At 60.3% G+C, this 13,677-nt stretch carries 13 protein-coding genes and 1 tRNA gene; 6 read left to right on the top strand and 8 right to left on the bottom strand.

The features are described 5' to 3' along the window. The coding region (locus ABDZ98_RS14955) for an Ig-like domain-containing protein (protein WP_343809115.1) at window positions 1–1,798 on the bottom strand (1,798 nt) is incomplete at its 3' end. Window positions 1,799–2,649: 851 nt separating this feature from the next. Further along, window positions 2,650–2,739, bottom strand: a tRNA-Ser gene (locus ABDZ98_RS14950). Between the two features lie 168 nt (window positions 2,740–2,907). Between ABDZ98_RS14950 and hspQ the strand changes: the two genes are divergently transcribed. Together hspQ and ABDZ98_RS14940 are read left to right on the top strand one after the other, a co-directional pair. Beyond that, window positions 2,908–3,288: a heat shock protein HspQ gene (gene hspQ / locus ABDZ98_RS14945; RefSeq protein WP_160591742.1), complete on the top strand. Its 381-nt coding sequence runs from the start codon at window positions 2,908–2,910 to the stop codon at window positions 3,286–3,288. A 71-nt stretch (window positions 3,289–3,359) separates the two neighbouring features. Beyond that, a complete protein-coding gene (locus tag ABDZ98_RS14940) occupies window positions 3,360–3,965 on the top strand; it encodes a hypothetical protein (RefSeq protein WP_160591740.1) in 606 nt (201 codons plus the stop codon). Here the strand turns inward: ABDZ98_RS14940 and ABDZ98_RS14935 are convergent. Next, complete coding sequence (locus ABDZ98_RS14935) at window positions 3,937–4,794, bottom strand: ABC transporter permease (RefSeq protein ID WP_160591791.1); 858 nt, start codon at window positions 4,792–4,794, stop codon at window positions 3,937–3,939. The genes ABDZ98_RS14940 and ABDZ98_RS14935 overlap by 29 nt on opposite strands. Before the next feature lie 125 nt (window positions 4,795–4,919). Here ABDZ98_RS14935 and ABDZ98_RS14930 point away from each other — a divergent pair, with 125 nt between their 5' ends. Then, complete coding sequence (locus ABDZ98_RS14930; RefSeq protein ID WP_160591738.1) at window positions 4,920–5,594, top strand: GcrA family cell cycle regulator; 675 nt, start codon at window positions 4,920–4,922, stop codon at window positions 5,592–5,594. Between the two features lie 363 nt (window positions 5,595–5,957). On the opposite strand, the gene ABDZ98_RS14925 is transcribed toward ABDZ98_RS14930, so the two are convergent. The 3 genes from ABDZ98_RS14925 to ABDZ98_RS14915 form a co-directional block, all read right to left on the bottom strand. Beyond that, window positions 5,958–6,662: a helix-turn-helix transcriptional regulator gene (locus ABDZ98_RS14925; RefSeq protein WP_160591736.1), complete on the bottom strand. Its 705-nt coding sequence runs from the start codon at window positions 6,660–6,662 to the stop codon at window positions 5,958–5,960. A gap of 224 nt (window positions 6,663–6,886) precedes the next feature. Further along, entirely contained in the window at window positions 6,887–8,254 is a 1,368-nt protein-coding gene (locus ABDZ98_RS14920; RefSeq protein ID WP_160591734.1) for an MFS transporter, read from the bottom strand. Between the two features lies 1 nt (window position 8,255). After that, the gene (locus ABDZ98_RS14915; protein WP_160591732.1) at window positions 8,256–9,203 is read right to left on the bottom strand and encodes an SDR family oxidoreductase; all 948 of its coding nucleotides are present in this window, start codon (window positions 9,201–9,203) and stop codon (window positions 8,256–8,258) included. Window positions 9,204–9,313: 110 nt separating this feature from the next. Here ABDZ98_RS14915 and ABDZ98_RS14910 point away from each other — a divergent pair, with 110 nt between their 5' ends. Further along, window positions 9,314–9,823: a DUF1993 domain-containing protein gene (locus ABDZ98_RS14910; protein WP_160591729.1), complete on the top strand. Its 510-nt coding sequence runs from the start codon at window positions 9,314–9,316 to the stop codon at window positions 9,821–9,823. Between the two features lie 13 nt (window positions 9,824–9,836). Further along, a complete protein-coding gene (locus tag ABDZ98_RS14905) occupies window positions 9,837–10,358 on the top strand; it encodes a DUF1993 domain-containing protein (RefSeq protein ID WP_160591727.1) in 522 nt (173 codons plus the stop codon). 30 nt (window positions 10,359–10,388) lie between these two features. On the opposite strand, the gene ABDZ98_RS14900 is transcribed toward ABDZ98_RS14905, so the two are convergent. Continuing rightward, window positions 10,389–11,450, bottom strand: a complete 1,062-nt coding sequence (locus ABDZ98_RS14900; protein WP_160591725.1) for a class I SAM-dependent methyltransferase — start codon at window positions 11,448–11,450, stop codon at window positions 10,389–10,391. Between the two features lie 307 nt (window positions 11,451–11,757). Here ABDZ98_RS14900 and ABDZ98_RS14895 point away from each other — a divergent pair, with 307 nt between their 5' ends. Next, window positions 11,758–12,945: a GGDEF domain-containing protein gene (locus ABDZ98_RS14895; RefSeq protein WP_160591723.1), complete on the top strand. Its 1,188-nt coding sequence runs from the start codon at window positions 11,758–11,760 to the stop codon at window positions 12,943–12,945. Between the two features lie 9 nt (window positions 12,946–12,954). On the opposite strand, the gene ABDZ98_RS14890 is transcribed toward ABDZ98_RS14895, so the two are convergent. Continuing rightward, window positions 12,955–13,635: a spermidine synthase gene (locus ABDZ98_RS14890; RefSeq protein ID WP_160591721.1), complete on the bottom strand. Its 681-nt coding sequence runs from the start codon at window positions 13,633–13,635 to the stop codon at window positions 12,955–12,957. Between the last annotated feature and the right edge of the window lie 42 nt (window positions 13,636–13,677).

Raw genomic sequence — 13,677 nt, 5'->3', positions numbered from 1 at the left:
CCGTCAGCGTGCCGCCAACAACCGCAACATCATTGACCAGGTCAACTCCGTCCGCACCAGCCTCGTCATTGGCAAAAACATCAACCACAACCGGATCATTCTCATGGTCCTGAGCGGCAGTATCGTCTTGCGCAATCGGAGCATCATCGATGACATGAATTTCAAGGATATCGCTGGCGACATCACCATCCAGATCGGTCACGATCACCTCGACAGGAATGGTCGTTCCATCAGTGTCACTGGTGTTGTCGTTGAGAGTATAGGTGTAAGTGATGGACCCCTGACCAGTCGCGGGGTCATATTGATAATCGGTGATGATCAGGGTGCCGGTTGTATCGGCAATCACAATCTGCGGCAGATTGCCGGGGTCAATCGTCGTGCCGCCAACGCTAACGCTTCCGACACCATCAGGCGAAATGAAGGTTATGGTGCCGCTTACCGCCTCACTGTTGCCATCGAAGGCCGTGCCGGGGGATTCATTGATCCGCGTATCCGTCGACGGAGGCAGATGAGCCTCGCGAACTTCGGTAGCCTCGCCGATTTCGGGAACAATGACCTGGTCCAGGCTGTCAGAGATCAAGATGGTCAAGGTGGCGGTGTCAGCGCTCCCATCACCATCCGTCAGCTGGTAGGTGAAGACATCCTCAACACCGCCCGGCGTGTTGAAGTTACGTGTATAGACATAGCTCCCGTCCGCATTGAGAATCAGCGTGCCAAATTGACCGGTGATCTCTTCACCAGCGTCAGCAAATGACCCGCTCGTGCCAGCGTAAAATCCAGAGACAGACGCGCCGTCCGCGCCTTCGATGTCCACGCCCAAAGCACCGCTTGTCGTGCCCACGCCGGTAATCACATTGCCGTCATGTGCGGAAAAATCCGCGGGCGGGATCAGATCCGTGTCATTGGCGGCAATCGGCGCGTCATCAATGATGTCGATGCGCAGCGTAGCTGTCGCCTGGTCACCGTCAGTATCGATGATGGTAACTGTGAAGAAGTCTGCCGAGACAACATCCGTCGTATTGTCGGCGAGCACATAATCGTAACCGATCCGGCCATTCGAGATACTCGTTATGGTCAGCGTACCCAGGTCGGTGGAGAATATCTGGCCGACAGCGGTAACGGCAACGCCGTTGATCGTGATCGCAGCCGTACCGTCGGGCGAGGAAAAGTTGATCCAGCCAAACGTGGCTTCGGAATCGGAAGCACTGTCCGTTCCCTCTGGTTCGCCGTTACGCGCCGGTAGCCCCGCTTCGGAAACCACGTCCTCGGCATTGATGACCGAGACGCCGGAATCGTCCGGCTCGATCGTGATCACCGGCTCATCGTCGGGCTCGAAGGGAATGATCTCCTCTTCCAGAATCGTGCGGACGGGAAGCTCGGTGTAAGGAAGAAGATCGCCGATATCGAAGGCTGACTGAATATCGCCCGGGTCGGTGGCAAAATTGCCGCCAGAACTCTGCACTTCACCTGCAGCGGGTTCAGGCTCGTTGCCCACAAGGAGGGCAGCGAGGTTCGCTGGCGGGATCGGCGTGTCGCCAACCACCAGTTGCGGAAGAATGATCGCCCCCTCGGGGATCACGATGCGACTGCCATCCGCAAGCGTGATCACAAGATCGCGTCCGACGGCCTCGACCTGATCGATAACCGCGTCCGCCGGCAAGGTAACCGTGTTCGACGGGCCTACCGGAACAGTCCTGGATGACTGAACAACGTTCTGAGCCGAAGGGCTTTCACCGAAACCCGATTGCGCGGCATCTGTCGAAAAATCACCGTCTTGCTGGTTCAGTTCTTCACTCATCAATCTGTCCTCTCGCCGCGAGACTTGAGGTGAATGAACAATCTAAACGGTGCTCAAGGCCCCAAGCCAATCAACGGATTTATCCACAGACATGGAAACACCGAAGTGGTGCGATATCAATGGTGTTAACATTTTCGTAGCGAATGGCTCGCGTGGAGCCTCAGGGGTCTTGAATCGAGGGAAATGCCATTTAATCTATGTAAAACAGGATTTTATGAATTTCGCTTGCTTTAGAAACCAATCCAGCACTACGGGAATATACGTAAACTGCTGAGCTCTCGAATTTGGGACTGTGCCAGTAACGAACAGGCTTCGGGGTAAGTTTAACAGCGTTAGGAATTAACCTTACCGAGTCGCGACAATAATGACCCTCCGAGTCGAATCGTCGATCTCAGTCCGATTGTGGTTCCCGGCGCCGTGGAACTCCCTGCGCATCAATTCCGTTGAACGAAATCGTGCAAGGCAAGGCGCAGCCAGGAAAGCCCCGCATCATCGGAACGAGTAGTGTGAAACTGGGACATTTCGCGCATCGGCGTGATTGCGAACGGAGGCTCACGTATCTCGAGCGAAAACAACGGGGCAATCTGCCGGGCCACAGTGGCGATCTGCGGCGGTGATCCTCGATCGTCTGACACCCTCCGTTTATGACAACGACAGGTTCCGGACGATAGGCCGTACGAACACGCTGCGCGTTGCACAGCAGTACGAAATTGCCATGCCGACCGAGGGAAAACGCGGAAGATCCAAGACGCTCTGGATGAGCTGAGCGAGCAAGGCAGAGTGGCCGGGCGCTCCTTCGCTCCACCTGCTCCGACCCTGGCGCGGATGGCAACGGTATGAGAGTAGGTATGTGGCGGAGAGGGTGGGATTCGAACCCACGGTACCCGTAAAGGCACAACGGTTTTCGAGACCGTCCCGTTCGACCACTCCGGCACCTCTCCGCATGGGGTGCGCGCAGGCAAGTTGCCTGCCCGGTCTGTTAGAAGCCGCGGCGGTTAGCCGATGGATGGGCCCTTGCCAAGACCTTGCTGCACGGCTTTTTCGATCTGGTGGGGGATTGTCATCTGTGAGAGGTTGTTTCGCAGGTGCAACATTCTATATTGGAACGCATGGAACGGTCGGAATTCTTCTTTCCGCAGGCCGGACGCAGGATCCAGGCTCCCCGCAATTCGCGAGCGCGTTTTGCTATCGGGGATATCGTTCGCCACCGCCTGTTCGATTTTCGCGGCGTTATTTTCGATATCGATCCGGTGTTTGCCAATACCGATGAATGGTATGAAGCGATCCCGCATGACATGCGGCCACTGCGGGAACAGCCCTTTTATCACCTGTTGGCGGAGAACGATGATTCGTCCTATGTCGCCTATGTCAGCCAGCAGAACCTGATGCAGGATGACGATGGCGGGCCGGTGGACCACCCCAGCCTGTCACAGTTGTTCGACAGTTTCGTCGACGGACGTTACCGCCTGCGCCGCAGCCTGACGCACTGACTTTTCCTCACCGGGGACCCCAAGACGATAGTAATAAGGCAAGTATTTTATGCGATATGGATCGTATGGATATGAACGCGCCCTATTCCGATCCCTTGCAGATGGCGTTGCAGCGGGAATTGCGCCGCAGTGAGCGTGTCTTGTGGCAGGCAAAGCCCCTGGCCCGCGTGGCCACAAAGGCCTTTCTGATCTATTTCTTCGCCATTCCCTGGACGGCATTCGCCCTGTTCTGGACGGTCATGGCCATGGGCGCGACAAGCGGCGGATGGGGAGATGCGGGCTGGCTCAGCTTTGCTTTCCCGCTGTTCGGCCTGCCCTTCATCTTGGTGGGCCTCGGCATGCTGTCAGCGCCGTTCATACCGCTGTTCGCTGCCCGAAAGACATTGTTTGCCATCACCGATGAGCGGGTGATCCGGCTATATCTGGGTCGCCGGCTGATGACCAGTTCGCTGGAAGCGGGCCAGATTGGCGAGATCGAGCGCACCGAAGGGCCAGATGGCAGCGGCACGCTGAAGATCACCGCAGGCAGTTACCGCGACAGCGACGGGGACAGGATGGCTCGCGAATTCGGGTTGGGCGAAGTGGAAAACGTGTTCAAGGCGCAGGAAACCATCCGCGACATGGTCAGCCGCCATCGCGCACGGGCAATCAGCTCTTCAGCTTCCAGCCACTCTTGAGCACGCGATAGGTAATCACGCCCAGCACCAGATTGAGCACGCCCACGCCGATCGCAGCGCCAAACACCGCCTCATTGGTATTGCCGATGTCGCTCGCCCCCAGAAAGCCGAAGCGGAAACCGGAGATCATGTAGAAGAACGGATTGGCGCGGCTGATCATCTGGAACAGCGGCGAGAGATTGGAAATCACGTAGAACGTGCCCGACAACAGCGAGAGCGGCGCGACGATGAAATTGGTGACCGCGGCGTTGTGATCGAACTTCTCCGCCCACAGGCTGGCCAACAGGCCAACAATGGCCAGCATGGTGGCGCCCATCAGCCCGAACCACACGATTGCCCACGGGTGCGCCGCGCGCAGTTCCACACCGGGCCACAGCCACATCGCCAGCGCCACCGCGCCGCCCACCATCACCGCACGGGTAATCGCGGCAGAGACGATGCCGATCATCAGTTCGGCCTCTGTCAAAGGCGGCATCAGCAGATCGATGATGGTGCCCTGCAGCTTTCCGGCCAGCAGAGAGAAGCTGGCGTTGGCAAAGGCGTTCTGCATCATGCCCATCATGATCAGGCCCGGCGCGACGAAAGTTGCAAAGGGCACACCCAGCACTTCACGCCCACTGCGGCCCATGGCGACGGTGAAAATGATCAGAAACAGCAGGGTCGTGACCGCAGGCGCCCAGACAGTCTGCGTCTGGACCTTGAGAAATCGCCGGATCTCCTTAATATAGAGACTCCACAGCCCGATCCGGTTGAAACCGGTAATCTGCGGCTGGCCCTTTGGCGGAAAGCTGCGTTGGCTATCCGTGACGGGATCACGAAATTCATGCATGGTATCGCCATGCTGCGTGGTACTTGCTGGGGCTTGATTGGCCATGTGCTGCCGCCTATCGGGCCGCAGGCAGGCTGGCAAGCTTCGGTGACAAGTGTCCACCGACTGGAAGAACGGAATAGTACATGAGTTGGACCGAAGAACGCATCGCAACCCTCACCAAGATGTGGGAGAGCGGGGCCACCGCCAGCCAGATCGCGGATGAGCTGGGCGGCGTTTCGCGCAATGCGGTGATCGGCAAGGCACACCGCCTTGGCCTGAAATCACGCCCTTCGCCGGTGAAGGCGAATGACCAGAAGGCGGCGAAGAAGAAGGAAGCCGTCGCGCCGGCCAAGAAGCCCGCCAAGCCCCGGGTGAAAGCCCCGGCTCCCAAGGTTGAGCAGGCAGCCAGCGACGATGCAACAGATGCGCCCAAGGCCATTCCTGAAAACAGCCAGCCGATTCCCAACCGGCCGGAAAACCTGCCCAAGATTCACTCCGTGGGTCCGGGTGGATTCGTTCGCCAGGGTCCCGGCGATCAGCAGGCACCGATTCCGCCCGCGCCGCCGCGCCGCCTGGTGCCGGCCAAGCCGAGCCCGGAAATTGCCAACAAGACCAGCCTGCTCGATCTGAATGAGCGTGTGTGCCGCTGGCCGATGGGCCATCCCGGCGAGGCCGATTTCCACTTTTGTGGAGAGAAGGTGAACCCGGGCTTCCCCTATTGCGTGCAACATTGCGGGCGGGCCTATCAGGCACAGCTGCCCCGCGGTGCGCGCCGTCCCCCGCCGCCCCTGCCTTTTGGCGGGCCGCGCGTCCGCTAGGACGCAGCGATCGGAAAATCGGGAAAGCCGTTTGGCGGCCCGCGCGTGAGGTAGGACAAACGCGCGGGCACGCCTCGGCGCCGAATCCGTACAAACCGATCCGGAAAATACCGTGCAGCTCCGCGCCTCTCAGGAGGGGGGAGGAGATTGGGCACGAAGCCGCACGATAAGGGAAACTAAGGCGCCCCGGCTTGGGGTCCAGGACGCCGAGATCACGACAAGTCTTTCGACGCGACCCGAAGAGCCGTCGCGTGATCTCTGGAGAGCCTATAAGCCGCTCCATAAAGTTGCGCATGTAACGTGATTGCCCGACAGGGTTAGTTACTACAGTATCTGTGCAGTCCGGCAGCGCCGGGGCAGGCATCAATCGAGCGACGAACCTCCGGGAGGCTGCAACTGGGCCGCATCCTTCAGCATCTTGGTGTAATCGCCCGAGATGATCATGCCGAGTGAGAGCGCTTTGACCGCCGCCATCGTCCGGTCAGAAACATCAAGCTTGGCGAACAGCCTGCGGACATAGACGTCCACCGAAGAGGGCGAAATTTCAAGCAGTTCCGCGATTACCGAATTGCTCTTGCCCTGTCCGATCCAGTGCAGGACTTCCAGCTCCCGATTGGACAATGCCGGGATCGTGACGGTCCTGGGCACAAGCCTGCAATAGCGCTGGATTGAGGTCTGGCCCAGCGAATGGATGCGCATCAGCGCGATCCCATCGGGCGTGGGCGCATCCTTGGACAGCACTGCCCCCAGGAAGCCACTGCGCCCGTTCGGGCCGAAACAGGCCACCGCCACTCCGCGCGCCAGACCGTATTTCGCAGCTATCGAGAGGTAGCGGCGTTCCTTGGGAGACAGTTTCTCATCGCCCAGCTGGTCTGGCCACACGAAGGCCTCAAGCCTGTCTATGGCAATGCGCGGCAAAGGGTCGATCAGGTGCAGGCGCGCGCGGTACTGGCGCTCCCATATCCACGGCAAGCCAATATTGGTGACGATGCGGCTGACGCGAGCGTCGCCGGTAATCGGCGCAACGTAATATGCAGTTGAAATACCAAACAGTTCGAGCGCATGCATAGTATTGCGCCGTATCGACACAACATCCGGGCTATCTGCGACAGCCCTCAGCCTTCGCGGGAAATCCTCCGCGTCCAATTGCATGCCCCTTCCCCAAGTCAGGAACTGCTTTCATCGGAAACAACGCGGCTATTTTCCTACGTCATTCCGAACGAATATTACAAATGCCACTTCGAGAACTCCTGCGCAAGGTGCTTGCAGGTCAGCTTCCAATCAACTCCCAGTCAACTCTGGGCCAATGGCGGCACGTGACGATCGACCACGAACGCCGCAGCCAGGATCAGGATGGCGCTCAGCGTCAGAACGGTAAAGAAGGGAATCACGCTCTGCCCGCCAAGTTGCAGCAGCGTTCCGCCCAGGCCGGTTGCGGCAACAGCGCCCACCCGGCTCATGAAGATGCCAAAGCCAATGCCCGCAGACCGGCAGCTTTGCGGATAGCCGGCAGTCATCACCACATACATGCCGGCAATGCTGGCGCTGAACACCGCGCCCGATGCCCCGATCAGCGATACCACCAGCAGGCGCTCTCCTGCATCGGGCGCAGCGGGAAGAGCCTCCACCGCCAGCCCCAGGGCGATCATCAGGCCCACCAGCGACACGCTGAGGCAGATCATCACGATGCGCGATCCGAAGCGGCGGATCAGCAGGCCCACCAGGATCGATCCGATCATCGACGTTATGCCGCCAATGGCAACCGCTTCGCCCGCATCGTCCAGCGTGAAGCCGGCTGCGGTCAGGAATGTGGTCGACCAGCTTAGGATCGAATAGGCGACCATCGCCGCCCCCGCAAAAGCCACCCCGATGCCTATGTTCATGCGCTTGTTGCTGGCGTGCAGGACACCGATCGATTTGCCATCCTTGCCATCGGTATCATGCGTTTCGGCAACCAGTTCCACCTGATCGTCCAGCACCAGTGCGGCATTCCTGCGCGCCTGATCGATCTTGCCCCGCGACAGCAGGTAGGATGGACTGTCCCGCATGCCGACCAGGATGACCACCACCAGCGCCATTGTCGCCAACCCGAAAATAACGAATGCGCCGCCCCAGCCATTGGCTGCGGCAAGGTCTGGCCCAAGCCAGCCGACGATAGTGCCGCCCACCGGCGTGCCGACGGAAAGCGTGCTGACGACCACAGGTCGCCAGCGATCGGAAAGCCATTCACCCGCCATCGCCAGCGCATTGGCATAGGCGCCGCCGAAACCAAGCCCGCCAATCAGCCGCCAGAAGGCCATCGACCACACCCCGTCCGCGCCGCCTGCGCCAATGGTGGCGAGCGAGAAGACCAGCGCGGCAATCGCCAGTGTGTAGCGCCTGCCGATGACATCTCCCAGATAGCCGCCGCCCCATGATCCGATGCCAAAGCCGATCAGGGCGGTCATCATGGCAATGCCAAAGGTACTGCGATCGACGCCGAAGTCCTCCATCACCAGCGGGGCGACAATGCCCAGCAATTGCAGGTCTATGCCGTCGCACACCAGCACCAGCATGCAGATCGCCACGGTCACGAACTGGAATGTCCGCATCGGAGATCGATTGAGCGCATCGATAAAGGACATCGGCGCCTGTGGAACGGGTGGGGTCTGGCTGGCCATTCTACTGTCCTCCCGCAGGTGATTTGGAGCCAAGGTCGAGCGCCATGTCTTCCTTGTTCTCCTTTGGCACCGGCCGGTTGCCCGGGGCCATCAGGTTGCGCACCATATCCGCGCGCATGCCTTCGAATTTCAGCCTGCCCGGCGTTGCCTCGTCACTTGGGAAGGCGTCCTCGATCTCACGGTGGCGCTGCTTCACTTCATCTAGGAATTCGCGGTTGGTGAAGATGTAGAAACGGTTTTCCTTGATCGCTTCCACCACCGCGCGGCCGGTATCTTCGGGATCGATGGCACCGCGCATCGCGTCCCACAGGTCCTTCAGGAATTGCGGGGCGTTTCCCTCGTCAATGGTGGGATCGTCCTCTGGCAGCGGGACCAGCGCCGTGCGCGTCGCGCCGGGGAACAGGCAGGATACGCCAATGCCCTTTTCCGCCAGCTGGATGCGCAGGCTTTCAGAGAAACCGCGGACGGCATATTTTGCCGTCGAATAGGCCGCCAGGCCGGGCAGCGGGACCATCCCCGCCATCGAACTGGTGTTGACGATATGCCCGCCCTCGCCCTGTTCGCGAATGATCGGCGCAACGATCTTGGTGCCGTTCACCACACCGCCCAGATTGACCGCGATAGCCTTGTCCCAGGCATCGAAATCGGGACTGGCAGCCGTGCCGCCGCCGTTGACCCCGGCATTGTTGCACAGCACGTGGATCTTGCCGAAATGCTCCAGCGTCTGGTCCACCGCCGCCTTCAGGCTGGTGCGGTCGGCAACATTCGCCTTGACGAAGAACACCGCATTATTGCCCGAAAGCTCGGCCCTGGCCTTGGCGATGTGGTCATCGCTCCAGTCTGCCAGCGCAACCTTCATGCCTTCAGCCAGAAAGGCCTTTGCCATGCCCAGGCCGATACCGCTGGCACCGCCAGTGATAAAGGCGACCTTGCCCGTCAGATTCTCCAATGATTCCTCCCCGAAATCCCTTTTCCTCGTGCTTTGTGTGGCAGAGGCTTGCGCCCGCGTCTATGGAGTTGCCTCACGGCTGATCAGCCAGACGAAGTCCGGAGCGTGCCATGCCCATTTCCCTTTACGCCGCCACCATCCCATCCACCCTGCAAATCATTGGCGCGGCCAGGGGCTGGCTGGACAAGGCGCAAGCCAGCGCGCTTTCGGAAGCCGAAGTGCTGGACGCCCGGCTGATCGATGACATGCTGCCCTTCGCCTATCAGGTCAAAAGCATGTCCGTGCATTCGATGGGCGCGATTGAGGGCCTGCGCGCGGGCGTGTTCTCGCCCGATTTCAGCGAGCCGCCATCCTCCATTTCCGGCTTGCGCGACCAGCTGGAAGAGGCCGAGAGCTATCTGAACGACCTGACCGAAGAGGAGATGGAAGACTTCATCGGCAAGGACATGCGCTTTGAAATTGGCGAGCGGCGACTGGATTTTACCGCCGAAGATTTCCTGCTCACATTCAGCCAGCCCAACTTCTATTTCCACGCCACCACCGCCTATGACATCCTGCGCGCCAAGGGCGTGGCCGTGGGCAAGCTGGACTATCTTGGCCGGATGCGGCTGAAGCGCTGAAAGGACCCGGCCAATGACATTTTCTCTCTATGACGCCGTCGTTCCCAGCTATCTCCAGACCCTGCGCGGCACCATCGGCTGGCTGGGCAAGGCCGAGGAATTTGCCGCGACCAATGGCAAGGAGGAGGCCGAGATGATGGCCGCGAGCCTGGCGCCTGACATGTTCCCCTTCAACCGCCAGCTGCGGGCCTGCGCCATGCACAGCCAGGGCGCGCTGGAAGGCGCGTTCAAGGGCGTGTTCTCTCCCGACCTGTCCCCGCATCCGGAAAGCTTTGCCGGCTTGCAGGAACGACTGGAAGAGGCGCTGGCCTATCTCGAAGCGCTGGATCGGGCGGAGGTCGATGCACTTACAGGCAAGCCGATGCGTTTCGAATTCGGCGAGACGAAATGGCCCTTTACGGCAGAGAATTTCCTGCTCAGCTTCAGCCAGCCCAACTATTATTTCCACACCACCACCGCCTACGCCATCCTGCGCAATCAGGGCATGGCGATCGGCAAGATGGACTACATCGGCAAGATGCGGATGGAAGGCTGAGCGGCGGGGGCCTGCCGCCCCCGCCTCAGGTCAGCCCGTAACTTCCAGCACCATGTTGGTGGGCGTTTCCGCCGCGCGCTTCACAGTGTTGAAGCCTGCTTCTTTCAGCACCTGTGTCAGGCGTTTCTGCCCCGCCTGTGCGCCCAGTCCCAGCCCCACATCCTGCGCCAGTGAGGCGGGCGTGCAGACCATGCAGGAGAAGCCGTAGAAGATCTGCCCGATGACGTGCATGTTCTCTCCCATGCTGTCTCCCGCCATCGGTTCGACCAGCATGAACGTGCCATCATCCTTCAGCGTATCGCGGATATGGCGGGCAGCGCCGACGGGGTCACCCATGTCGTGCAGCGCATCGAAAATACATGCAAAATCAAAATCTTCGCCCGGATAATCCTGCGCCTTCGCCACGCTGAATTCCACATTGGCAACACCCGCTTCGGCGGCCTGCGCGCGCGCCTGCTCTATCGAGGGGGCATGGAAATCGAAGCCGTGGAAGGTGGAATTGGGGAAGGCCTTGGCCATCAGCACGGTGGATGATCCGTGGCCGCAGCCAATATCGGCCACCTTGGCGCCCGCCTCCAGCTTCTCCTTCACGCCGCCAAGCGCCGGGATCCAGCTGTCCACCAGATTGGCCGCATAGCCGGGACGGAAGAACCGATCAGTGCCGCAGAAGAGGCATTGCGAGTGATCCGACCACGGCCGCCCCTCGCCCGATTTGAAGGTCTCCACCGCTTCCGCGTGCATTTCATATTGCGCCACAATCGCCTGGATGAAGCCCTGCATGCAGGCGGGCTGGCCCTCGCGCGTGAAGATCAGCGCCTGTTCGGGGGTAAGTTCGAAAGTCTCCGCAACAGGGTCGAAATCGACATATCCGGCGGCGGCAATCGAGCCGAGCCATTCGTGCAGGTATTTGGCGTTCATGCCGGTCCTGGCGGCCAGTTGTTCGCAGGTCATCGGGCCTTCGCCGTCCATCGCCTCGAACACACCCGCCTGGTCCCCCATATAGGCCATGAACAGGCTGACTGCGCCTGCCACATCGCCGATTACCTTGCCTGCCATTGCTTCGACTTTTGCCATGTCGATCTGCTCGCTCATGTCGCTCTCCCAAGTGCTTATCAGTGTGATCACATTTCACATGGGCCAGACCTAACACATTCCGGCCGCCTTTCGGAATGCGATTGCCCGATTTGCGCGGCCCAAGACAAACTCAAGTAAAAGCGCCGAAAAATGATATATGATTGATAATTATTTTACCCCTTCTCGGTAATTGCACGGACAGGGTAATTGGGTGAGGGACATGACCAGCTTGGAAGACGCGCAGAGCATTGGAATGCGGACAGGGCAGTTTCGCACTGCCTTGTTTTCATTGCAGGGCGTAGCGGCGATTATGCTGGTGCTGGCCATGACTACGGTCGGGATCACTCAGTTGCTTCTACTGGTCGGAACCTTCACGCTTGTTGCCATCCAGTTTATCATTTCGCGCCTTCTGGGGCACCGCAGCGGCCTGCAGATTGAGCAGCACCGCTATCTGACCATTCAGGCGCGCAAATCGCGCCAGCAGGTCGAAGAGCTGTTCGCCATGACCGACATGCTCCAAAGCGCCGAAAACCATGAGGATGCAGGCGCAGTCCTTGAAGCAACCAGCCGCAGCCTGCTGCCGTCATTTTCCGGCGCGCTTTATGTGTTCAACAATTCCCGTGACCGCCTCGATCTGGCCAAGTGCTGGGGGCACGATGGCGAATTCGATCCCGCCGATGCGCTGCTGCCGTCCAATTGCTGGGCGCTCAAGCGTGGCAAGGTCCATGTCAATGACATGAAGGCGGGCAGCCTTTGCTGCACCCATCACGTGGGAACGGACGCCACCATCGAAGTGCCGATGGTGGCGCGTGGAACGATCCACGGCCTGCTGATGTTTGGCTGTCCTGCTGATACGAATGGCAAGGAGCAGCTCAAGGACAATTCGCGCATCGCCCGCGCACTGGCCGATTCCATGTCGCTGGCGCTGTCCAACATTGCCCTGCGCGAGAAGCTGCGCACGCAGAGCCTGCGCGATCCGCTGACCGGGCTTTACAACCGCCGTTACATGGAAGATTCGCTCGAACGCTACCTCTCCATGGCGGAGCGCGATGGCGATGCGACTTCGGCAATCATGATCGATCTAGACCATTTCAAGGCGCTCAACGACAAGCACGGTCATGCCAAGGGCGACGCGGTGTTGCGCGATGTGGCGGGCCAGCTGGTCGGAGGTCTGCGCCCGTCCGACGTGGTGTGCCGCTATGGTGGTGAGGAAATCCTCGTGATCCTGCCCAAATGCTCACTCGACGAAGCTACGGGCCGCGCGGAGTTCTTGCGGGCCGCAGTGGAGGCGCTGAGCGGTTCGCACGGCGCCGCAATCAGCGCGTCTTTCGGCGTGGCCAGCGTTCCTGAAACCTCCAACGGTCCGGCCGATCTGGTCGCCATGGCCGATGCTGCGCTTTACCAGGCCAAGCGTGCGGGCCGCAACTGCGTGCAGGCAGCGCTTGTCCGCGAAGAGAAAAAGCTCGGCTCGCAGATCGTTGAAAGCAACTCCCCCCGCCTCGCCGTAGGCTGAACAGGCACTTCAGCCCACGGTGGCAAACCAGATGGTATGCCGCGGCCCCTTGTTGTTGGGGCGAGCACGCTCCGAGCGCACCTCAACCTCAAAACCAGCCTTGCGCAGGCGGTGCGTGAAACGCTCATCCGTGGCGGCTGACCATACGGCAAACACGCCGCCAGGGTTGAGGGCAGCCTTGGCCGCGCGCAGGCCGGGAAAGGAGTAGAGCCGCGTATTCTCGGAGCGGACGATGGCGTCCGGCCCGTTGTCGACATCGAGCAGGATCGCATCGAATTTATCGATGGTGCCATCGGCTGCATCATCGATCAGCGCGGCGACATCGCCCATTTCCAGCTTCAGGCGCGGATCGTCCAGGCAATCGCCCGTCAGTTCGGCCATGGGCCCGCGCGCCCATTCGATGATTTCGGGCACCAGTTCGGCCACCACCACCTGCGCCTTCGGCCCCAGACGGGAAAGCGCCGCACGCAGGGTGAAGCCCAGGCCATAGCCGCCGATCAATATGCGCGGCTGCGGGGCGGCCACGCGGTCCAGCGTCAGCTGCGCCAGTTGCTCCTCGGAAAACTGCATGCGCGTGCCCATCAGCTCGTTACGGCCGAGCATGACGATGAAATCGCGCCCGTGCGAAACCAGCTCCAGCGTCTCTCCGCCCGGGATCTGCGCCGTGGCCAGGTGAATTCTGGGAAGCATCTGCAAGTCTCCTGCTGAAATGCAAAAGGGCCGCGATCGCTC

Origin of the sequence: Alteraurantiacibacter aestuarii (genome assembly GCF_039523595.1) — a bacterium.
GTDB lineage: Bacteria > Pseudomonadota > Alphaproteobacteria > Sphingomonadales > Sphingomonadaceae > Alteraurantiacibacter > Alteraurantiacibacter aestuarii.
The sequence above is the reverse complement of the archived record's forward strand: the minus strand, read 5'-3'. Positions and strand labels throughout refer to the sequence as shown.